This is a genomic window from Labrys neptuniae (genome assembly GCF_040797145.1).
Taxonomy (GTDB): domain Bacteria; phylum Pseudomonadota; class Alphaproteobacteria; order Rhizobiales; family Labraceae; genus Labrys; species Labrys neptuniae.
The window spans coordinates 674,865-695,882 of sequence record NZ_JBFNQD010000003.1 but is presented as its reverse complement, the minus strand read 5'-3'; the positions used below and the strand labels follow the sequence as shown (position 1 = coordinate 695,882).

Annotated in this window: 17 protein-coding genes; 3 read left to right on the top strand and 14 right to left on the bottom strand. The window is 65.9% G+C overall.

Going from position 1 to position 21,018, the window contains the following annotated elements; translation table 11 throughout:
• Nucleotides 1-32 precede the first annotated feature (32 nt).
• Together ABXS05_RS13920 and ABXS05_RS13915 are read right to left on the bottom strand one after the other, a co-directional pair.
• Nucleotides 33-2,210 (bottom strand): malate synthase G, encoded by a 2,178-nt coding sequence (locus ABXS05_RS13920; RefSeq protein ID WP_367624295.1) that lies wholly within the window; start codon nt 2,208-2,210, stop codon nt 33-35.
• A 264-nt stretch (nt 2,211-2,474) separates the two neighbouring features.
• The gene (locus ABXS05_RS13915) at nt 2,475-3,923 is read right to left on the bottom strand and encodes an MFS transporter (RefSeq protein WP_367624294.1); all 1,449 of its coding nucleotides are present in this window, start codon (nt 3,921-3,923) and stop codon (nt 2,475-2,477) included.
• Nucleotides 3,924-4,046: 123 nt separating this feature from the next.
• Between ABXS05_RS13915 and ABXS05_RS13910 the strand changes: the two genes are divergently transcribed.
• Entirely contained in the window at nt 4,047-4,391 is a 345-nt protein-coding gene (locus ABXS05_RS13910) for an ArsR/SmtB family transcription factor (RefSeq protein ID WP_367624293.1), read from the top strand.
• 142 nt (nt 4,392-4,533) lie between these two features.
• Here ABXS05_RS13910 and ABXS05_RS13905 read toward each other — a convergent pair whose 3' ends face one another.
• From ABXS05_RS13905 to ABXS05_RS13855, 11 genes are all read right to left on the bottom strand, one after another.
• Nucleotides 4,534-5,577 carry an alpha/beta hydrolase gene (locus ABXS05_RS13905; RefSeq protein WP_367624292.1) on the bottom strand — a complete coding sequence of 348 codons (1,044 nt, stop codon included), beginning with the start codon at nt 5,575-5,577 and terminating at the stop codon, nt 4,534-4,536.
• Between the two features lie 99 nt (nt 5,578-5,676).
• Nucleotides 5,677-6,972: a glycolate oxidase subunit GlcF gene (gene glcF / locus ABXS05_RS13900; protein WP_367624291.1), complete on the bottom strand. Its 1,296-nt coding sequence runs from the start codon at nt 6,970-6,972 to the stop codon at nt 5,677-5,679.
• A gap of 135 nt (nt 6,973-7,107) precedes the next feature.
• Entirely contained in the window at nt 7,108-8,283 is a 1,176-nt protein-coding gene (gene glcE, locus ABXS05_RS13895; RefSeq protein WP_367624290.1) for a glycolate oxidase subunit GlcE, read from the bottom strand.
• Nucleotides 8,280-9,746, bottom strand: a complete 1,467-nt coding sequence (locus tag ABXS05_RS13890) for an FAD-linked oxidase C-terminal domain-containing protein (RefSeq protein ID WP_367624289.1) — start codon at nt 9,744-9,746, stop codon at nt 8,280-8,282. Before ABXS05_RS13890 ends, glcE begins: the two co-directional genes overlap by 4 nt.
• Before the next feature lie 221 nt (nt 9,747-9,967).
• Entirely contained in the window at nt 9,968-10,681 is a 714-nt protein-coding gene (locus tag ABXS05_RS13885) for a type 1 glutamine amidotransferase (protein WP_367624288.1), read from the bottom strand.
• Nucleotides 10,682-10,771: 90 nt separating this feature from the next.
• Nucleotides 10,772-11,428: a hypothetical protein gene (locus tag ABXS05_RS13880; protein WP_367624287.1), complete on the bottom strand. Its 657-nt coding sequence runs from the start codon at nt 11,426-11,428 to the stop codon at nt 10,772-10,774.
• Between the two features lie 74 nt (nt 11,429-11,502).
• Complete coding sequence (copD, locus tag ABXS05_RS13875) at nt 11,503-12,384, bottom strand: copper homeostasis membrane protein CopD (RefSeq protein ID WP_367624286.1); 882 nt, start codon at nt 12,382-12,384, stop codon at nt 11,503-11,505.
• Nucleotides 12,384-12,773, bottom strand: coding sequence for a copper homeostasis periplasmic binding protein CopC (gene copC / locus ABXS05_RS13870; RefSeq protein WP_367624285.1), 390 nt, complete (start codon nt 12,771-12,773; stop codon nt 12,384-12,386). Before copC ends, copD begins: the two co-directional genes overlap by 1 nt.
• 85 nt (nt 12,774-12,858) lie before the next feature.
• Nucleotides 12,859-14,229, bottom strand: coding sequence for a PepSY-associated TM helix domain-containing protein (locus ABXS05_RS13865; protein WP_367624284.1), 1,371 nt, complete (start codon nt 14,227-14,229; stop codon nt 12,859-12,861).
• A gap of 88 nt (nt 14,230-14,317) precedes the next feature.
• Nucleotides 14,318-14,719: a DUF2946 family protein gene (locus ABXS05_RS13860; RefSeq protein ID WP_311942482.1), complete on the bottom strand. Its 402-nt coding sequence runs from the start codon at nt 14,717-14,719 to the stop codon at nt 14,318-14,320.
• Between the two features lie 154 nt (nt 14,720-14,873).
• Nucleotides 14,874-16,970, bottom strand: coding sequence for an acetoacetate--CoA ligase (locus tag ABXS05_RS13855; RefSeq protein WP_367624283.1), 2,097 nt, complete (start codon nt 16,968-16,970; stop codon nt 14,874-14,876).
• A gap of 253 nt (nt 16,971-17,223) precedes the next feature.
• On the opposite strand from ABXS05_RS13855, the gene ABXS05_RS13850 reads away from it, so the two are divergent.
• Nucleotides 17,224-17,898, top strand: coding sequence for a polyamine aminopropyltransferase (locus ABXS05_RS13850; RefSeq protein WP_367624282.1), 675 nt, complete (start codon nt 17,224-17,226; stop codon nt 17,896-17,898).
• A 278-nt stretch (nt 17,899-18,176) separates the two neighbouring features.
• Nucleotides 18,177-20,042: an AsmA family protein gene (locus ABXS05_RS13845; protein WP_367624281.1), complete on the top strand. Its 1,866-nt coding sequence runs from the start codon at nt 18,177-18,179 to the stop codon at nt 20,040-20,042.
• 8 nt (nt 20,043-20,050) lie between these two features.
• Here the strand turns inward: ABXS05_RS13845 and ABXS05_RS13840 are convergent, their stop codons facing one another.
• Nucleotides 20,051-20,956, bottom strand: coding sequence for a carbohydrate ABC transporter permease (locus ABXS05_RS13840; RefSeq protein WP_367624280.1), 906 nt, complete (start codon nt 20,954-20,956; stop codon nt 20,051-20,053).
• Nucleotides 20,957-21,018: the final 62 nt, after the last annotated feature.

The following is a 21,018-nucleotide window of genomic DNA, read 5'->3' as shown; positions in this document are numbered from 1 at the left end:
AGGGTGAGTTCTCATTTTACAGCTCGACGGAACTAGGCCTGCGCCGCCTTGAATTCGCGCCGGTGCGCGTGGAGCAGCGGTTCGGTATAGCCCGATGGCTGCGAGCGGCCCTCGAAGACCAGATCGCACGCCGCCCGGAAGGCCACCCCGTCGAAACCAGGAGCCATCGCACGGTAGTGGGGATCGCCGGCGTTCTGGCGATCCACGACCTCCGCCATACGCCGCATGATCTGCCTGACCTCATCTTCATCAACGATGCCGTGGTGGAGCCAGTTGGCGACATGCTGCGCCGAGATGCGGCAGGTCGCGCGGTCCTCCATCAGTCCGACGTCGTTGATGTCAGGCACCTTCGAACACCCGATGCCCTGGTCGATCCAGCGCACCACATAGCCGAGGATGCCCTGCGCATTGTTCTCGACCTCGCGGCGGATCTGCTCGGGCGTCCACTTCTGGTAGCTTGCGACCGGGATTTCGAGGATCGTCTCGACATAGGCCCGCCTGCCGCCTTTCGCCAGCGCGGCCTGCACCGCGAAGACGTCGACCTTGTGGTAATGCAGGGCGTGGAGCGTGGCAGCCGTCGGGCTGGGGACCCAGGCGCAATTGGCGCCCGCCTTGGGATGCTCGATCTTGGCTTCCAGCATGGCCGCCATCTTGTCCGGCATCGCCCACATGCCCTTGCCGATCTGAGCCTTGCCCGAAAAGCCGCATTGCAGGCCGATGTCGACGTTCTGGTTCTCGTAGGCGCCGATCCAGTCCTTGCGCTTGATGAAGTCCTTGCGGCTGAACGGGCCGGCCTCCATCGAGGTATGGATCTCGTCCCCGGTACGATCGAGGAAGCCGGTATTGATGAAGACGATGCGATGCTTCGCCGCCCGGATGCACTCCTTGAGGTTGACGCTGGTGCGCCGTTCTTCGTCCATCACCCCCAGCTTGACGGTATGCTTGGGCAGGCCCAGCACCGTTTCGACATGGGTGAAGACCTCGTCGGCGAAGGCGACCTCGGCAGGCCCGTGCATCTTGGGCTTGACCACATAGACCGAGCCGGTGACCGAATTGCGCAGGCCCTCGGACTTCTTCAGGTCATGCATGGCGATCAGCGTGGTCACCATCGCATCCATCAGGCCTTCGAAGATCTCTCCGCCATCCTGGTCGAGGATGGCCGGATTGGTCATGAGGTGGCCGACATTGCGCACCAGCATCAGCGCCCGGCCCTTGATCGAGACTTCGCCGCCATTCGGTGCGGTGAAGGTCAAGTCCGGGTTGAGCTTGCGCGTCATTTCGACACCATCCTTGCGGAAGGTCTCCGTCAGGCCACCCTGCATCAGTCCAAGCCAGTTGCGATAGGCGACCACCTTGTCCTCGGCATCGACGCAGGCAACCGAATCCTCGCAATCCATGATCGCCGAGATGGCACTTTCCAGCCGGATGTCGGCGAGGCCCGCCTGGTCGCGGCTGCCGATCGAGTGGGCCCGGTTGAAGATCAGCTGGACGTGCAAACCGTTGTTGCGAAGGAGCACGGCGTCGGGCGCGCGCGGATGGCCGCGATAGCCGATGAATTTCTCCGGTTCGAGCAACGGCATGTCGTCGACCAGAAGTGCGCCGTTGCGGATATGATAGCGCCGGGCATCCGCATGGCTCGTACCCTCGAGCGGGAAGGCCTCGTCGAGGAAAACCCGCGCCCTTGCCACGACGCGCGCGCCGCGGCCGCGGTTGTAGCTGCCGGCGGGCGGCGGGCCGCCGCCCGCGTCGGTGCCGTAGAGGCTGTCATAGAGGCTGCCCCAGCGCGCATTGGCGGCGTTCAGCGCGAAGCGTGCATTGGTGATCGGCACCACGAGCTGGGGACCTGCGACCGTGGCGATCTCCGGATCCACATTCTCGGTCGCGATGGTGAAATTGTCGCCCTCGGGCAAGAGATAGCCGATCTCGGTGAGGAAAGCCTTGTAGGCATTGCGGTCATGAGGCTGGCCATGGCGGGCGAGGTGCCAGGCATCGATCTGGGCCTGCAGTTCGTCGCGCCGCTGCAAGAGCGCCTTGTTGCGCGGTCCGAATTCACGGACCAGCGCAGAGAAGCCATCCCAGAAAGCCTGTGCCTCTACCCCCGTGCCGGGCAGTGCCTCCTGCTCCAGAAAGGACACAAGCTCGGGCGCGACGAGCAGGCCGCCGCGTGCCACGCGTGTGGCCGAGTGTCCGGCTTCAGCCTTGTCGTTCATGGTGATCCCTTATCAGTCAGCAATTGTCATGATCATGGCGAGTCTGGTTGTGGATACGCCAAACATCCCCGGTTGGGTATCGAATTTCCATCTGATGGCAATGCTGAGACGGTCACACTTTCACAGACCCAGAACAATAGGCGTTGCGGCCAAACGGCCTCTTGGCAACGGATTCGAGGTGGGCTTCATCCAGGCTGCCCACCCTTTTCTCACGGTTTGCCGGTGCGGCGGGACGCTCGCCGTCGCACATGCCTGGAGGCTGCCTTACGATGTCGGCATGCGTTTGATGCACAGCGCGCCGAGCAGCAGGGCGATGAGGAGACCGAACGCGGCGACCCACATGGCCGTGCTCATGCCGGAAAGGGAACTGCCGCCGGCACCGATCACGCCGAACACCGCAACGCCGACCGCGCCTCCGGTCTGGCGGAGGGCGTTGAGAACGCCGGAGGCGATACCGGCCCGGGTTTTCTCTACGGTGGCGAGCAGGGCGCCGATCATGGCAGGCACGGCGAGCGCCATGCCGAAGCCGATGAGCAGCAGCGGCCACCAGATATGGGCGTAGCCGGCATCTCCCCGCAGCTGCAGCGCCAGGGCGACGAAGCCGAAGGTGTCGATGGCGAGGCCGAGCACGATGGGTAGCCGGTTGCCCCAACGCACGGCCACGCGTCCGGACATGATGTTGGTGATCGCGATGAGGCCGGTCATCGGCAGGAAGGCAAGGCCCGCACTCAGGGGAGACATGCCGAGCCCATCCTGGAAATACAGGCTGAGCAGGAAAATGGCGCCGTAGAAGCTGACATTGAGCAGGGTGCCGATCAGGGCTGCAGCCGTGAAGATCGGGTTGCGGAACAGGCTGAGTGGCATCATGGGCTCGGCCGTTCGGGATTCCACGGCCAGGAATAGCGTGCCTGCCAGGAGGAAGACGGCGATGGCGCCGAGAATGGCGGGATGGCTCCAGCCCAGGGGCTCGCCCTCGATGATCGCGGCCGTCAGCGCCACCACCGTAAGGATGCCGAGAATCTGGCCCGGCAGGTCGATGGCGCGCGCATGGCGCTCGGTCGTCTCCTCGGTGAAGCGCAGTGCCATCCACAGTGCGAGCAGGCCGACGGGCAGATTGATCAGGAAGATGCTGCGCCAGCCGAACAGGGCGATCAGCAGGCCGCCGAGCACGGGGCCTGCCACCATGGCCAGGCCACCGACGGAGCCCCAGACGCCGATGGCCTTGGCGCGCTCGGACGGGTCGCGATAGGCATGGACCACCAGGGCCAGCGACGGCGGCATCAGCAGAGCGGCGCCGATGCCTTGCAGCACGCGCGCGGCAATCAGGGCGGTGCCGCTCGGCGCAAGGCCGCAGGCAAGCGAGGCGAGGGTGAACAGCGCCAGGCCGAGAAGGTAGAGACGCTTGGCTCCGAACCGGTCCCCGAGCGCACCGCCGGTGAGGAGCAGGCCGGCGAAGGCGAGCGTATAGCCATTGACCACCCATTGCAGCCCGGCGACGCCGTCCGCCATCAGGCCACGCATCTGGTCGAGCCCGACATTGACGATGCTGACGTCGAGCTGTACCAGCGCGACGCCGAGGCTGAGAGCGGCCAGGCGGGCCGCCGGACGGACCGGCCTTCGCAGGCCGGAACCAGCCGGTTCCGCCGTGGAGGTCCAAGTCTTCTCGCTTCCCGTGCTGCATGGTTCCGGTACGGCCGGCTGCAGACTGGTCATGATGAAATCTCTTCTTGGGTAATTATCGCGTCGGCGATGTCATTTAAGTATGATATTATTCATACCTAGAAGCGGTTCGATTAGCAATCGACCAATGCAGGATCCCCTCTCGACAGGGGGCGGATGGCAAGGGAGGCGGCAATATCCGACCAGGACGATCACCCCAGCCGGGAGGAGATCACTCTCGGCTCCATCTTGGCAGCGCTTGCCGATCCGCATCGGCGGCGCGTGGTGGCGACCCTCGTGCTCGCCCCCGACGGCACGGAGATCGGCTGCTCGTCCTTCGGCCTGCCCGTGACCAAGGCCACGCGCACCTATCATTTCCGCATGCTGCGTGAGGCGGGCCTGATCGGCATGATCGACTATGGCAATTGCCGCAAGACCTATCTGCGCCGGGCGGATATCGAGGCGAAGTTCCCGGGCTTGCTCGCCTGGGTCGTTGCCGAGGCGGAGGCTGCATCGGGTTGAGAATCCGCCTTCGAGAGCTGGGCGGAGATTTGAGGCTGGATCCATCCATGGGGCAGCTCCGAGAGCGCGATGCGCTTGAGATACCCTGATTTAGCAGCATGGAGGCCAAGATGCTTCGGCGGTAGCCGAAACATGCCTGTCGTCAGGGCGAGGCCTTCGCCGTGGGGCAGCCCGGCTGGTCGAACAGGGCAGCGAGCCCGCAGGACGAAGTCAGCATCTTGTCGCCGTTATGGCCCACGCCCTCGACCAGCCACAGGCTGTGGCGGGGCGTGCCGCCGTCGCGCTGGCGCATCGCCGAGACATAGGCCTCGCCACGAGCCAGGCGATAGGGGCCTTGGGCTTCGGCCATGCAGGTCTTGTCGAGTGCGGGGTGGTTGGGATCGGTGTCGGCGGTGCCAAGCAGGTAGATGACGCGCCGGGCGGTATAGGTCTTCTCCAGCGCATCCGGCGAGGGCGAGGCGAGATAGGACGGGCGGGCCTGCATGCCGTATTTCCAGTCGTCGAAGCCTGGGCAGGCGGCGGCAACATCAGGCGCTGGCCGCTTGGGAGAGAAATAGGCATAGGAGGAGGGGTTGGCGACGACATAGCGTACGCCGATGCCAGCGGCGGCGAGCGTGCTTTCGCCCTTGCCGGCAATCGCGTAGCGCTGCACGACCTGCCCACCGCCGGAATGGCCGGCGACCACCACCTCCCGCAAATGCGGGAACAGGCGGCGATCGGCAAGGCGGGCGAGTATGGCGTCGAGGGCGGCAAAGGAACTCACAGGCTTGGGGGCGAGGGCGTCCTCGCCCCCCTGCCAGCTCGTCAGGGTCCAGCGCAGCACTTCAGGCGGCAGGCCGAAGGCCTCGACGTCCACCTTGGCGAGGAATTGCGGCGCGACCATCAAGGTGGTTTGCCCGGCGGCGCCCGCAGCGGCCTGAGCCTTGAGAGCCGAGCGGAAATAGACGTCGGCGTCCCGCAGCCGGCCATGCAGCACCAGGACGGCGCGATCGACCTGCGGCAACGGCTTGGACCAGTCGGCCGAAACGTAGAGCGGCAGTTCGCCGCCACCGGGCACGGCGATACGCCCGTCGGCGATGACTTTCACCGGCTTTTCGTTGGGCGCCCGCTCGTCCTGGGCAAGGGCCGGGTTCGGCAACGTGAGGAATAGGGCCAAGAGGAGGCCACCGGGTTTCAGAATCGGCATCTCCGTTGATCTCCTGGGACCGCAGGCGTCGCGCCTGCTCTTGGAAGCTCTGAGCGTGTCGGAAAGGAAGAGCAGGCGAGACGCCTGCGATCCCAGGGGTCACAATCCTCTCGGTTTTGGCCCTCCTGTCGCCCAATCCAGGAGTTCCACGGTATGCACGATCGGCGTCGTGGTCCCCTGGGCCAGTTGGGTCATGCAGCCGATGTTGCCGGCGGCAATGATCTGCGGCCTGGTGGCGGCGATGTTGCCGAGCTTGCGCTCCCGCAGGCGCTCGGAAATCTCGGGCTGCAGCATGTTGTAGGTTCCGGCCGAGCCGCAGCACAGATGGGCTTCCGCCGCCTCCTTCACCACGAAGCCGGCCTGCTTGAGCAATGTCTTGGGCGCTGTCTTGATCTGCTGGCCGTGCTGCAGCGAACAGGCCGCGTGATAGGTTACGTTCTGCCCGGTCTCGACCGTCACCGGCAGGGCCGGCAGGGTCTCCAGATATTCGCTGATGTCCTTGGCGATGGCCGAGACGGCGGCGGCCTTCTGCGCATAGGCGGGATCGCCGCGCAGCATGAAACCGTAATCCTTGATGGTGGTGCCGCAGCCCGACGTGGTGATCAGGATGGCGTCGAGACCTTTGGCCATCTCGGCGGTCCAGGCGTCGATATTCGCCTTGGCATAGGCGAGTGCGTCGTTTTCCTTGCCCATGTGGTGGACGAGAGCGCCGCAGCAGCCTTCGCCCTTGGGCAGCACCACCTCGATGCCATGGCGATTGAGCAGGCGGATCGCGGCCTCGTTGATGCCGGGGGCGAGTTCGGCCTGGGCGCAGCCGGTGAGGAGCGCGACGCGGCCTTTCCTGGCCGTCTTCGGCGCGAAACTGCCGGGGTGCGTGGCGGAGGATGCGGAGGGCAGCGAGGCCGGGGTCAGGGCCAGCATGGCAGCGAGACGCTTGCCCTGCGGCAGCCTGGCTGCGAGGCCCGCGAAGGGACGGCCGAGCCGCGCCAGCGCCATGCTCCAGCGAAAGGCCCGGCGGTTGGGCAGGACCTTGGCCATCAGCGTGCGCAGCAGGGCTTCGCTAGCCGGGCGGCGATAGGTCTTGTCGATATGGGCTCGCGCATGGTCGACCAGATGCATGTAGTTGACGCCCGAGGGGCAGGTCGTCATGCAGGACAGGCAGGACAGGCAGCGGTCGACATGCTTGACCACTTCGGCAGTGGCCGGCTTGCCGCCTTCCAGCATGTCCTTGATCAGGTAAATGCGCCCGCGCGGGGAATCGAGCTCGTCGCCGAGCAGCACATAGGTCGGGCAGGTTGCCGTGCAGAAGCCGCAATGCACGCAGGTGCGCAGGATCTGCTCCGATTCCTTCATATGCGGGTCGGCGAGCTGGGCCGGGGAGAAATTCGTCTGCATGCGTTGATCCGGTCCAGTTATGCCGTCATTGCGAGCGCAGCGAAGCAATCCACGGGCCTGCAAGCACCGTATCTGGGGCTGCTGGATTGCTTCGCTGCGCTTGCAATGACGCGATACAGATTGTGTTTTTGCTACTCATCCCAGCCGCCCGGTATTGAGGATGTTGGCAGGGTCGAAGGCCTGCTTCACCCTGGCGCTCAGGGCGGCGAGCGGCCCCTCCTGGGCGCCGAAATGGAAGGAACCGGCCCGGAAATCGGCGCTGGCCTTGATCAGCATGGCATGGCCGCCCTCGGTCTTGGTGGCCGAGACGATCGCCTTGGCGAATTCCGCCGTTTCGGGCGCCAGCAACCAGATCAGGCCGCCGCCCCAATCGTAGAACAGCTTGATCTCGCCGAGCCAGCGCAGCGAGGCGCCCAGCGCGGCAGCCTTGGAGGGAGCCACCGAGAGACGCCAGATCATGCCGTCCTGCTGGGCCAGCGGCGCGACGTCGGCGATGTCGAACCAGAAGCTGCGGCAATCCTGCTGCTCGAGCACGGCATGGTCGCCGAAGCGCTTGAGCAGGCTGCCGAGCCGTTCCTGCCGATAGGCGATCGAGCTTTCGAAATTTTCGAGACGCAGCACCGTAAGAGCCGTACCGGAGGCGAGATCGGCCGGCACATGCGCGGCCGCCGAAACCTCGAAGGGGCTGCCGAGGCCCGAGGACATCAGGGCGATGGCCTGGCCATCGTCGAGGCCCTGCCAGACCAGGCTGGTGCTGGCCTCGGGCTTGGGCAGCACCTTGAAGATCGCTTCGGTGAGGATGCCGAGCGTGCCCCAGGAGCCCGCCATCAACTTGGTCAGGTCGTATCCGGTGACGTTCTTCATCACCCGTCCGCCATTCTTGATGGTCTCGCCCTTGCCGTTGACGAAGCGCACGCCGATCAGGCTGTCGCGGCAGGCCCCGGTAACGATCCGGCGCGGCCCGGAGAGATTGGCGGCGACTAGGCCTCCGACCGTGGGCTCATTCGGGGCGGTATCGAGGAGCCGTCGCCAGTCGCCCGGCTCGAAGGGCAGCATCTGGCCGCGGGCGTCGAGGGTCGCTGTAAGCTCCGCCAGCGAGGTGCCGGCCCGGGCGCCGATCACCATCTCGGCCGGTTCATAGAGCGTGATGCCGGTAAGGCCCCGCGTTTCCAGGATGGCGGAGGCATCCACGGGCCTGCCGATGCCGGCCTTCGAGCCGCCGCCGGTCACGGCGAGCGGGATCTTGTTCCGAAAGGCTTCGGTAACGATGCCGGCCATTTCCGCTTCGCTGGTAGGGGAGAACACCGTCATGCCGCCCAGCCTCCAGGCCGCATGTCGAGCGGGAAGACCTTGGCTGGGTTGAGCAGCCATTTCGGATCGAAGGCGAGCTTGAGGTCGCGCTGCTGGTCGAGATCGATCTGGTCGAACTGCTCGCGCATCAGGTCGCGCTTCTCGATGCCGACGCCGTGCTCGCCGGTCAGGCAGCCGCCGGCCTCCACGCAGAGTCGGAGGATGTCGAAGCCGCAGGCCTCGGCCTTCTCGCGCTGGTCGGCATCGTTGACGTTGTAGAGCACCAGGGGGTGCAGATTGCCGTCGCCGGCATGGAAGACGTTGGCGACGCGCAGGCCGTGGCTTTCGGTGATCTCGTCGATGCGCTTGAGCACCATCGGCAACTGGCCGGTCGGAATGGTGCCGTCCATGCAGATATAGTCAGCGATGCGGCCGGTGGCGCCGAAAGCCGATTTGCGGCCCTTCCAGATCGCCGCGCTCTCGGCCTCCGATTTGGAGATCTTGATGGTGGTGGCGCCGTGCTGGCGCGCCATGGTGGAGATCAGGCCGAGCAGGCGGTCGATCTCGGCGTCCGAGCCTTCGACCTCGATGATCAGCATGGCGCCGGCGTCGAGCGGATAGCCGGCATGGGCGAAGCCCTCCGTGATTTCGATGGCGAGCTTGTCCATATATTCGATGGCGACGGGAATGATGCCGGAGGCGATGATGGCGGCCACGCAGCGCCCGGCCTCCTCGGGGGTGGCGAAGCCCACCAGCATCGGGCGGGCGCCCTCGGCCATCGGCAGGATGCGCACCACCGCCTCGGTGACGATGCCGAACTGACCTTCCGAGCCGATGACGATGCCGAGCAGGTCATAGCCGTCGGCATCCACGGCGTCGCCGCCGATGTCGAGGATCTCCCCCGCCATGGTCACCAGCCTGACGCCGAGGATGTTGTTGGTGGTGACGCCGTATTTCAGGCAATGCGCGCCGCCCGAATTCATGGCGATGTTGCCGGCAATCGTGCAGGCGAGCTGGCTGGAGGGATCGGGCGCATAGAAGAAGCTCTCATGCGCCACGGCGCCGGAGATGCCGAGATTGGTGATGCCCGCCTGCACGCGTGCCAGCCGGTCCTCGAAACGCAGTTCCAGCACCTTGCTCATCTTGGAGAGGCCGACGACCACGGCGTCTGCCTGGGGCAAGGCGCCGCCGGCGAGCGAGGTACCGGCACCGCGCGGGATGACGGGAACGCCCTCCTGGTTGAGGAATTTCAAGATCGCCGCCACTTCCTCGGTGGTCTCGGGCAGCACCACGGCAAGCGGCACTGCGCGATAGGCGGTGAACGCATCGGTCTCATAGGCGCGGCGCTCGTCCTCGCTGACGATCAGGTTCGCCGGAGGCACCAGCCCGGCCAGCCCGTCGACGATCGCTTGCCGCCGCGCCATGATGGCGGGATCGGGCGGCGGCATCGGAATGCCGGTGGTCGATGGGGTGCCTTCAGGCATGGTCGGTTTCCTCCTGCAGCGCCGAATCCGGCACCGCGCCGATGCATTCAGCCTCACCAGAGCAAAGCGCGTTCAAGCGTGAACGCTTATTTGCTCTAACTCCTTGTTCCAACGCGTCTTTGCGATTCGAAGTGCCTCCTTCAAATCACAAAACGCTATAGGGGCCATTTTTACGGCCTCAAGGTAGTAATCATGCATGTCTTATTGAATTATTGCCGCCATTATCGCGCGAGCCGCATGAAATTTCGATAGACAAGGGCGGCGTTGGCCTCGAAGCCTTCGGCATGAGCCGCGATGTCGGCCTGCAGGCGCTCCATGGCGCCTTCGCCATTGGTGCGCTCCAGGGCGGTCCTGTATTCGGGCACGCAGCCCCATTGCTGCACGGCGGCATTCTCGGCCTCGACGTGATATTGCATGCCCCAGGCCCGCGGCGCGGCACGAATAGCCTGGACGGGGCAGAGCGGCGAAGAGGCCAGCACCGCGGCGCCCTCGGGCGCCTGGGCGACGCGCACCGAATGCCATTGCAGGGCCCGAAAGCGCGGGGCGAGCCCTTCGAACAGCGGATCAGTCTGGCCGGCTTGCGTCACATCGACATCGAAGACGCCGACTTCCGGTGGGATCTGAGGCCCGCAGGTGCCACCGAGCGCATCGGCCAGGAGCTGATGGCCGAGGCAGATGCCGAGATAGGGCTTGTCGAGCTGGCGCACCCAATGGCGGATGATGCGCTTTTCCTCCACCAGCCAGGGAAACTGGTCGACGTCCCACACATCCATGGCGCCGCCCATGACCCAGAGCGCGTCATAGGGGTCGAGTGCGGGGATGGTACCGCCCTCGTCGAGTTCGACCGCGTCCCATTCGACACCGTCGCGGGCGAAGAAGGAACGGAAAATACCGGGATGCTCGGAAGCGAGATGCTGGAGGACGAGAATACGCATGGCGGGATGAAAGCCGTCGAAAATCGAATGGTCAGACCATCCGACAGGCAATCATCGCTTCGTGCAAGCCCTATTGTCGCCCGCAAACCCTCATCCGGCTGGCAGGGGACCCGAAACGGGCGCGGTGCGTCGCCGCAGGCCAAGCCAGACGGCACCGCCGATCAGAAAGGCAAGGCCGCCGAAGGTCGCCAGGCTTGGCGGATGTCCCGGCACCTCGCTCCAGCGTGGCGAGACCACGTCGGCGGTGTTGAACGCCTCGCCGCTGAAGCGGCAAAGCACCAGCGAGGCATTGTTCCTGACCATGTCGAGCCCGACCTTGTCGACCAGGGCGCGTATCTCGGCACGGTCGCTGCGCGTCTGCCGAAGCTGGAGGAGCAGGGCCTGCGTGCCGGCGAGATAGGCATGGCTGCACTCGTTGAAGGGGCTTTCCTCGTCCTTCAGGCTACCCGGCACCAGGCCGCGGAAGCAGAAGAAATACTGCCAGTCGACGAAGGCGCGCAGCCGGCGCGCGGTCTCGTCGAGCCCGGTCTGGCGGTCGGCGAGGGCAAGGATGTCAGGCATGTTGGCGGCGATCACCGCCATCTGGCCATGGGTGAGGTTGGGGATCGGAATGCCCGCTCCCGTACCGTCGCCGTCCGAGGCCTGGCGATGGGCGAAGGCGGAATTCGCCAGCAGGACCAGCAGCAGCGCACCGACGAGGCGGCCCGCCAGGCCGAACACCCTGCCATCTGTGCTTCTGCCCGTCATGCCATCCCACCTTTGATCGCCCCTGCTTCGGAGAGCACCTCTCCGGCGAGGCAAACCGTGATATGGCCTGCCTGTCAAGTCGGCTCGATCATGCCGAACAGGCTGACGAGGATGAGCACCCCGGCCCCGAGCATGAGCTCCGCGGCGGTGAGACAGCTCAAGAGCCACAGCGACCTCGCTCGCGCCAGGCGGATGCGAGGGACAAGGAAGTAACGGTTGGTCAGGGCGAGGGCGGTCATGACGCCGACGAGGCCGATCTTGGCTGCGAGCAGGGCCTGGTAAGGCGAAGACCAATCAGCCGGTGGGTGCCCGAGCACGAAGGCCGTGTTGGCGATGCCGGTGACGACCACGAGCGAGACGGCGACATGGCCGGCGGTCGAGAAGCGGCGTAAGGCCTGGCCGGCGGGGGGGAAAGGCGAGGCCTCCCCGAGCATCGCCAGACACGGAAGGAGAGGGATGAGGGCGCCGAGCCAGGCGCCCGCCGCGAGCAGATGCAGCATGTGGTTGCCCCTCTGCAGCAGGCCAGGCCAGCCGCTCATCATGGCGGCGTGACCGGTCAGGGCGAGGCTGGCGAGAAGCAGGCCCGAGCAGAAAGCGAGTGCGGGCAACCGGCGCGGTCCGAGCAGAAACACGGCAGGCAGACACGCTGCAAGGGCCAGTCGCCATTGCCAGGCGCGACCGAAGCTGCTGTCGGTCAACACCGAGGTGATCAGGGCCGGGTTGAGCGTGTCGGCCCAGCCGTCGCCGATCTCGCCGCTTTTCAGCAGGAGCCAGGCCAGGGTGGTCGCGGCGGCAAGGCCGGCCGCAGCGACCAGTATCATTGTCAGCCGCTCCCCAAGCCGCTCGGCCAGCTCCTTCGGCGCCAGGACGGCGAGGAAGGCGCTGGTGCCGAACAGGGCCATCGCTGCGGCATAATGCAGGAAGCGGCAGGCCTGGAGAGCGGTTTCGAGATCCATCAGGGCTTCACGTCGAAGGAATAGCTGCCCTTGACCTTGTGGCCGTCCTTGGAGAGGACGTGCCACTGCACCGTATATTTGCCCGGTGCGAGCTTGGCCGTGACCGGCACGGAGAGGCTGGCCTCGTCATTGCCGGCATGGGCGGTATCGCCGGTCGCGATAGCCTTCTGGTCGGGGCCTGTCAGGCTGACGCCCGAGAATTTGAGATCGACGCCTTCGCTGAAATGTAGCTCCAGCGTTGCAGGCGCCGCTACCGCGCTGTCGCCGGCCGGGGCCGAGGATTTCAGATGGGCATGGGCGAGGGCGGCGCCGGTCGCTCCGAGGCCGAGGGCCAGGGCGAGCGTGAGGGACGAGACCTTGCGGGTGATGGACATGATTGGAACCTTCATGGATTGCTCCGCCCGGATCGGCGGAAGGAAAGGAAATGGCGGATTGGCCGAGGCGGGGGCCGCCTCGAATCCAGGGTGCTCGCCGTCAGGCAAAGGCGCGGCGCAGAGGCGGCACGGTGCGGATGACCAGGAGATCCAGCGCTACCATCGCGACGATGGCAAGGCCGGTGATCGGGAAGGCGAGCCCGACGGCGATAGCCACGATCCACAGGCCGCGATAGACGCGTGGATCGCTAGGATAGGGCGGCACGCCGAGCCTGCCGCTCGGGCGGCGCTTCCACCACATCATCACGCCGGAGACGCTGGCGAGGATGATGGCCAGGCAGGTCGCCAGCATCACCAGCTGGTTGGCGAGGCCCCATTGCTGGCCCTGATGCACGTTGATGCCGAATTCGATCGCCTTGGCGACGCCGCCGAAATCCGCGAATTTGAGATCGACGATCGGTTTGCCCGAATATTGGTCGATATGGATGGTGCGTTCCTTGGCGAGTTCATCCGGAAAGATTGCCGCGGTGTAGACGCCGTTTTCTTCGGTCGGCAATGCCATCTCGAAGCCGGGCGCGATGCCGAGGCCGCGGGCGACGGCAACCGCGCGGTCGAGCCCGATCGCATGGGTGTAGGGCTGGGCCGACTGGGGCACCGGCGAATTCTCCACCGTCCAGCCGGCCTTGCCGACGACGTCCTGCAGCGGCACGGTGGAACTCGGCGTCTCGTCCCAGAGCTGGGTGGGATAGCCCAGGCCCGCCTGCGTCGCGAAGCCATTGAGCTGCTTGCCCCAGAAACCGGCCCAAGGCAGGCCGCTCGCCGCCAGGAAGAAGATCACCAGCCCGGCGAAGGCGCCGGTGACGGCATGGAGGTCACGCCACCATACCCGGCGTGCCGGCGTGCCGCGGACAGTCACCACGCCGCCGCTCTGGCCGCGGGGCCACCACAAATAGATCCCGGTGATCACCAGGATGAGGGCGAAGCCGCCGACGGCCTCGATCAACCGGTTGGTCAAGGTGCCGAACAGCTCCAGGCTGTGGATCTTCTTGATCAGCCACATCGGCTCGCGATCGGCGCGTACGGTATCGAGCACGGCGCCGCTATAGGGATCGAGGTAGACATAGTGTTTGCCGCCGTCGTCCTTGTAGGTGACCTTGGCCGAAGCGGTGGTGTCGGCGGGCTCGGCATAGGCGGTGGCAGCGGCCTCGGGGCGGCCTTCCAGAGCCTTGTCGACCAGCTCTTCCGGCGACAAAGCGGGCGTGCCGGGATTGGCGACGACGGTGCGATAGGCAAAGAGCGTATGGTTGATTTCGTCCTTGAACAGATAGAGCGAACCGGTGACGGCCAGCAGGATCATGAAGGGGACGCAGAGGAGGCCGGCATAGAAATGCCAGCGCCAGATCGCGCGCTGCAGCGACAGGCGCGTGGGCGGAGCGACCGCGAGGGCGTCCGCGCCGTGGGAGATGGTCATGGCTGTGTCCTGAGTTGCCGTCCACCTGCCCGCAACAGGACGTTGCGGGCGGCGTCAGGCGGAAAACAAAAGGGGAGTCGTTCTCAGGTCATGCCATGGGCGGTCCGCGCGGCTGGGCGGCCGCGCGATGGAGGGATGGGGGGATGCGGGTGTCCGCCGCCCAGGGGGCGAGGGCGGCCACCACGGGCAGGCGCCGCGGCAGGTCGATGCCGGCGGGTGAGGCCGGACCGCCGAAGCCGGGGCAGAGGATGCAGCACTCGGCCTCATGACCACGATGGTCTGCGGGTGGGCCCGATCCCGCATCGGTGATGCCCATGCCGTTGCCGGCACAGACGATTTCGAGTGCGGCGAGGTTGCGGTCGAGCGTATCGGCACGCAATTGCGGCGCCATCAGCACGCCCATCAGCAGGGTGTTGACGAGCAGCGCATAGACGGCAAGGGCCGTGATGGCGGCCCTCGTGATGTCCCTGCCTATGCGCAAAACCTGCACCGTCGCTGTTTCCTGATGTGTCCTGTCAAGGCGCGCCGGGGATGGCTACCGGCGCGATGATCATCTTGTCATTGCCGGGCTGGACCCGGCAAGAAACAACATTGTCGCGATTTTGAACCCGGCGATGCGGCCCGGAAAGCGGCGGGCCTCTTGCTCAATCCTTCAGTGCCGGCAGGTCCTTGTAGAGGGCCAGCGCCTCGGGATTGGCCAGGGCCTCCTGGTTCTTGACGCTGCGGCCGGCGACGATGTCGCGCACGGCAAGCTCGGTGATCTTGCCGGACTTGGTGCGGGGAATGTCGGCAACGGCGATGATCTTGGCCGGCACGTGGCGCGGCGAGGCGCCGGTGCGGATCTGGCGCTTGATGCGGTCGACGAGGGCGTCGTCCAGGGTCACGCCTTCGCGCAGGCGTACGAACAGCACGATGCGCACGTCACCCTGCCAGTCCTGGCCGATGGCGAGCGATTCCAGCACGTCCGGAATCTTCTCGACCTGGGCGTAGAGTTCGGCGGTGCCGATGCGGACCCCGCCCGGATTGAGCGTGGCATCGGAGCGGCCATGGATGATCAGCCCGCCATGGCGGGTCCATTCGGCAAAATCGCCATGGTGCCAGACATTGTCGAAGCGTTCGAAATAGGCGGCCCGGTATTTGTGGCCCCCTTCATCGTTCCAGAACTTCACCGGCATGGAGGGGAAGGGGCGGGTGCACACCAGCTCGCCCTTTTCTTCGCGCACGCTCTGGCCATCGTCGTTCCAGACGTCGACTGCCATGCCGAGGCCCGCCGCCTGGATCTCGCCCGACCAGACCGGCGAGGTGGGATCGCCCAGCACGAAGCAGGAGACGATGTCGGTGCCGCCCGAGATGGAGGCGAGATGGAGATCGGCCTTCACGTCCTCATAGACCCAGCGGAAGCCTTCCGGCGACAGGGGCGAGCCGGTCGAGGTCATCAGCCGCAGCGAGGACAGGTCGTGGCTCTCGCGCGGCGTCAGCCCGGCCTTGTGGGCCGCATCGATATATTTGGCCGAGGTGCCGAGCATCACGCCCTTCTCGCGCGTGACGAAATCGAACAGCACGCCGGCTTCGGGATGGAAGGGCGAACCGTCATAGAGCAGCAGCGTCTCGCCATTGGCGAGGCCCGCGATCAGCCAGTTCCACATCATCCAGCCGCAGGTGGTGAAGTAGAAGCTGCGCTCGCCCGGCCGCAGGTCGCATTGCAGGCGGTGTTCCTTGACCAGCTGCAGGAGCGTGCCGCCGGCCCCGTGCACGATGCATTTCGGCACGCCCGTGGTGCCGGAGGAATAGAGGATGAACAAGGGCTGGTTGAAGGGCAGCGCCTCGAACGTCACCGGCTTGGCCCGGTAGGGGGCGGTGAGGATCGCCAGCGTGGTGCCTTCCGGGATCTTGGCGGCCACCGCCTCGGCCTCGCCGAGATAGGGCACGATCACCGTCTTGCAGCCGAGCTCGGCGGCGATGGCGATCACCTTGGGGCCGTTGTCGATGCGCTTGCCGGCATACCAGTAGCCGTCGATGGCGAAGAACAGCTTGGGCGCGATCTGGCCGAAGCGGTCCAGGACGCCGCGCTCGCCGAAATCGGGCGAGCAGGACGAGAAGATCGCGCCGATCGAGGCGGCGGCCAGCATGATCGCCACCGTCTCCGGCCGGTTGGGCATCATGGCGGCGACGCGATCGCCCATCTGCACGCCTTCGGCGCGCATCGCCTGCTGCAGCCGCGAGACGAGGTCGGTGAGTTCGCGCCAGCTCAAGGTGAGGCTGGCCTTGTCCTCGCCCTGGAAGATCAAGGCGGGCTCGTCGTCGCTGCGCGGCAGCAGGTTCTCGGCGAAGTTCAGCCTGGCGTCCGGAAAGAAACGGGCCTGGAGCATGTCGTCGAGATCGCTGGCGAGACGCTCGCCCTTCTCGCCCTTGATGCCGCTGTCGTCCCAGATCAGGTTCCAGAAGTCGGCAGCGCTTTCGACCGACCAGCGGTGCAGGTCGGCATAGGTCTTGAGGGTGAGGCCGTGGCGGGCGTTCGCAGCCGCGATGAAGGCCGAGACCTGCGTTCCCGCGATACGCGCGGGGGAGGGTACCCACAACGGCTTGTCGTCGGCCGGCTCGGCAGCGGCTTCGGTGGCATCCGCCAGCGCCTCGTCGGACACGGGCGTGACTGTCTTGCGGTCCTTGGCGGTCTTGCCGGTGGTTCCCTTGGCAGTGCTTCCCTTGGCAGTGGCTTCCTGGGCAGTGGTTTCCTTGGCCATGTCCTCGGCTGTTTCCCTTTGCTTCGGCGCTTCCCTTTGCAGAGTTTCCGGCATTGCCGCGTCGCTCTTCGCAACTGCAGTATGACGATTTCGCGCTCTAAGGAAGAGGGTAATGCACCAACCCGTCTCAGCCGGGATGCGGGCTTCGGTCCGAAAGCGGTCGGTCATCCGGACGATTGCGGTCCGTGGAAAGGCTGAAGCCTTTGCCGTAGCCCTGCTATAAGACCGTCGCGTGCGTGAGGGAGCGGGGGTGATGGAGATCTGGACGGAACTCGACAGCCTGGTGACGGCGGAGGGCGACCGGATCGCCTTGCGCCGGCGCGGCGGTCTCTTCGACATCCGCTTCAACGGTTGGGAATTGATGTCGAACCATGATCCCCGCTCGGAGATCGTGCTGGCGGGAACCGTCTGCCGCCATCTGGATGCGCAAGCCCCGCGTATCCTGATCGGCGGCCTCGGCATGGGCTATACGCTGAAGGCGACGCTCGACGCCGCTGGCCCGCAGGCGCGCATCCTGGTCAGCGAACTCCTGCCCGAGATCGTCGCCTGGAACCGGGGGGTGCTCGCTCCGCTCGCCGGTCATCCGCTGGCCGACCCCCGCGTTGAGGTCCGCACCGGCAGCGTCGCCGAGATCATCGCCGCCGAGCCCGGCGGCTTCGACGCCATCCTGCTCGATACCGACAATGGCCCCGATTATGTCGTGCACGCGCCGAACCACTGGCTCTATTCGGGCGAGGGAATTGCCCGCATTATCAGCGCCCTCGCACCGGGAGGTGTCGCCGGCCTGTGGTCGGCCACCCAGTCGGAAGCCTTCGAGGCCAATCTGGCTGCTTCTGCGCTGCCCTGGAGGCGCGAACGAGTGTCGCTCGGGGAGCCGGGACAGGAGCCGTTTCATATGGTCTATCTGATCGGGGTGCCCGCAGGATAGAACCGAGCGGTTTCACGGAAGGTCGGCGCGCCGGCCTCTTCCGGCTTTCTTAACCATGATGGTCCATGATAGGGGACTGGAGGCACGCGATTGTATCGTACCCGTCATGGCCGGCGACCGCCGCTTTTCCCGCATGGCGGCTTTGCCACAACCAAGCCTCGCTTTTACCATGATGGACTGCCATTTATAATGGATCGAGTTTGTGATTCAGCTCCGTCGCCCGGGCGCATGGCAGAGGTCACCAACCACCTTTTGATCGAGCGAGGCGCGGAAACGGCATGAAGCGTATTGGGCTATCCCTGGCCGCTATCGCTGCTGCGCTCATTGCACTGGTGCTCACCGTGCCATGGCTGACGCCGGAAAGCGTGCTACGCGATACCTTTACCCGCGAGATCGTTGCCCTGACCGGCCGGACGCCCGTCATCGAGGGGCAGGTGCATCTGGCTTGGGCGCCGTTGCCGACGCTGATGATCGAGAAGGTCACCATTCCCGCCGCCGAGGGCCTGCCGCCGCTGCTGGTGGCCGACAAGATGCAGGGGACGCTGCGCCTGGCGTCTCTGGTGATCGGGCGCATCGAGATATCGGGCCTGATGCTCAAGCGCGCCAGCATCGGCCTCACCGCGGGCAAGAACGGTATACGCTCGTGGGACTTCAAGGAGGGCGTGCTGGCCGAGGCCGCCGCCGGGCGCTTCGACAAGCCGATGCCGGTCAAGACCATCCGCCTTGTCGATGGCAGCATCCGCTATGACGACAGCGCGCTCGGCCGGGCCACCTCCGTTTCGGTCGACGACGTCACGTTCGCCTGGGCTGGTCGCAGCGACGCAATGTCGGCGGCCGGCGTGATCAATTGGCGCAACCGCGAGGCCGAGATTGCCGTCGCACTCGCCGATCCCGCCAGCCTGATCGCAGGCGGCAAGTCGGATATGCGGGCGCGTATCAAGGGGGATACGCTCAACCTTGCTACCAGCGGCACGCTGGATGGGGCGGGGCGGCTGGACGGCAAGGTCTCGGCCAGCGGCACTTCGCTGCGCGATACGCTGCGCTGGTTCGGATTCGGCCTGCCGGCCGGGCGCAGTCTCGCCGCCTATGACCTGCAGTCGCCCCTGACGCTCGATCACAGTGCCATTTCCCTCAACGAGGTGCAGCTCTCGCTTGACGGCAACGAGGCCGAAGGCTCGCTCACCGTCGAATTCGGCAAGGAGCGTCCCAAGGTCAGCGGCACGCTTGCCGCCGATACGCTCGACCTCAGCGCCTATTCCGATGAACTCCAGCTCGCCGATGGCCGGCCGCGCAAATGGCGTGCCGATCATATCAGCATCAACAGCCTGCTGGTCAGCGACCTCGATCTGCGTATTTCGGCCGGCGAGACCACCATCGACAAGGTCCGTCTCGGCCGCGCCGCGGCAACGGTGTCAACCCGCAACGGCCAGCTCGAACTCGCCCTCGGCGAGGCTGTCGCCTATGGCGGCACGCTCAAGGGCAATATCGCGCTCAAGCCTTCCGACAAGATGACCGAACTCGCCGCCGCGGCCAGCTTCGAAGGCGTCGATATGGGCAGCGCGCTCGGCGATCTCTTCGGTTTCCGGCGCCTGGAAGGAACCGGCACGGGCACGATGGCCGTGAACGGTACCGGCGCCTCCATCGCCGAGCTGTCGCGCTCGCTGCAGGGAAGGGCCGACATCAGCGTCGCCGGCGGTTCCCTGGTCGGCATCGACCTTGCCAGCCTGATGCAGAAGATCGAGCGGCGGCCGCTCTCGGCCCGTTTCGAATCCTCCTATGGCGGCCGCACCACCTTCGACCTCGCCAAGGCCAGCTTCAAGATCGCAGATGGCATGGCCAAGACCGCCGATTGCCGCATGGAGAACGGCTCCCTTTCGGTTTCGCTGACGGGGGATGCCAATATCGCCCTGCGCAGCCTCGACATGGCGGGGGTGGCCAATTGGAGCGACGCCGATGCCGCCAATCCCTTCCGCCTGCCCTTCCGCGTCTATGGGGGCTGGGAGGTGCCGGTGGTCGAGCCCGATACCGAGGCGTTGATCCGCCGTTCGGGTGCCGCCGCTCCGCTGCTGCGCAGCTTTATCCGGCCGGGCCGTGACGTCACACAGGAAACTGGCAAGACGCCGCCGGCCTCGGCGGCACAGTAGGAACAGGGTCAGCGCCCGCCCTCGCTGGCCTGCGAGCGCTCCAGCACGGCAAAGAAGATCACCGTGAGGGCGAGCACGATCACCAGGAGCACGAAGGCCGCTGCCGCTCCCTCGTTGAGCGAGAGGCCGAGAAAGGCCCGGCGATAGGCGAAGAAACTAAGCACCTCCGTGGCGTTGCCCGGCCCCCCCTTGGTGAGCACATAGGGCAGGTCATAGGTGCGGAATTCGTTGATGAGCTGGATGATGACGGTGATGGCCGCCACCGGCCGCAGCATCGGCAGGGTGATGTAGAAGAATTGCTGCCAGGCCCGCGCGCCGTCGACTTCGGCGGCCTCGTAAGGATCGCGCGGCAGGGCGGCAAGGCCCGCGGCCAGGATCAGCACCACGAAGGACATCTGCTGCCAGATGTCGATGGCCGCCATCGTCCACAGCGCCATGCCCGGCGTGCCCAGCCAGTCGAGCCGAGGCAGACCGAAGCTTTCCATCAGATGGTTGGCGATGCCGAGATTGGGCTGCAGCAGCATGCGCCAGATCAGGGCGACCGAAATCGGCGACATCGCCATCGGGATGGTGAGGATGGCGAAATAGACCGGCTTCATGTGCACGGTGCGGTTGAGCATCAGGGCGATGCCGAGCCCGATCACGAACTCGCCGATCACGGTGATGGCCGAATAGCGTACGGTCAGCCAGAGGGCATTCCAGAACAGCGGATCGGCCAGCATCGACGCGAAGTTCTTGAAGCCGACCAGTGGCGTCAGGCTGGGCTTGATCAGCGTCATCGACGAGATCGACAGGATGCAGGCATAGACCAGCGGAAAACCCATCACGGTGGCGAGCAGCAGGAGGCCGGGCAGGGCGAAAGCCCATCCGATCCGCCATTCCCGGCTGCGTCCAGCCAATCCCATCACGCTCATCTGTCGCACCGTTCGGTCAATTGGGCAGAACCGGCGCGGCTCGAAGGCCGCGCCGGGGCAAG

Coding starts and splice junctions, on each gene's coding strand:
- copC (WP_367624285.1), bottom strand. CDS start 12,773: ATGAAGGTTCCAATCATGTCCATCACCCGCAAGGTCTCGTCCCTCACG.
- glcE (WP_367624290.1), bottom strand. CDS start 8,283: ATGACGGTGTTCTCCCCTACCAGCGAAGCGGAAATGGCCGGCATCGTT.
- ABXS05_RS13920 (WP_367624295.1), bottom strand. CDS start 2,210: ATGAACGACAAGGCTGAAGCCGGACACTCGGCCACACGCGTGGCACGC.
- ABXS05_RS13855 (WP_367624283.1), bottom strand. CDS start 16,970: ATGGCCAAGGAAACCACTGCCCAGGAAGCCACTGCCAAGGGAAGCACT.
- ABXS05_RS13890 (WP_367624289.1), bottom strand. CDS start 9,746: ATGCCTGAAGGCACCCCATCGACCACCGGCATTCCGATGCCGCCGCCC.
- ABXS05_RS13915 (WP_367624294.1), bottom strand. CDS start 3,923: ATGACCAGTCTGCAGCCGGCCGTACCGGAACCATGCAGCACGGGAAGC.
- glcF (WP_367624291.1), bottom strand. CDS start 6,972: ATGCAGACGAATTTCTCCCCGGCCCAGCTCGCCGACCCGCATATGAAG.
- copD (WP_367624286.1), bottom strand. CDS start 12,384: ATGGATCTCGAAACCGCTCTCCAGGCCTGCCGCTTCCTGCATTATGCC.
- ABXS05_RS13845 (WP_367624281.1), top strand. CDS start 18,177: ATGAAGCGTATTGGGCTATCCCTGGCCGCTATCGCTGCTGCGCTCATT.
- ABXS05_RS13850 (WP_367624282.1), top strand. CDS start 17,224: ATGGAGATCTGGACGGAACTCGACAGCCTGGTGACGGCGGAGGGCGAC.
- ABXS05_RS13865 (WP_367624284.1), bottom strand. CDS start 14,229: ATGACCATCTCCCACGGCGCGGACGCCCTCGCGGTCGCTCCGCCCACG.
- ABXS05_RS13880 (WP_367624287.1), bottom strand. CDS start 11,428: ATGACGGGCAGAAGCACAGATGGCAGGGTGTTCGGCCTGGCGGGCCGC.
- ABXS05_RS13840 (WP_367624280.1), bottom strand. CDS start 20,956: ATGAGCGTGATGGGATTGGCTGGACGCAGCCGGGAATGGCGGATCGGA.
- ABXS05_RS13905 (WP_367624292.1), bottom strand. CDS start 5,577: ATGCCGATTCTGAAACCCGGTGGCCTCCTCTTGGCCCTATTCCTCACG.
- ABXS05_RS13885 (WP_367624288.1), bottom strand. CDS start 10,681: ATGCGTATTCTCGTCCTCCAGCATCTCGCTTCCGAGCATCCCGGTATT.
- ABXS05_RS13910 (WP_367624293.1), top strand. CDS start 4,047: ATGGCAAGGGAGGCGGCAATATCCGACCAGGACGATCACCCCAGCCGG.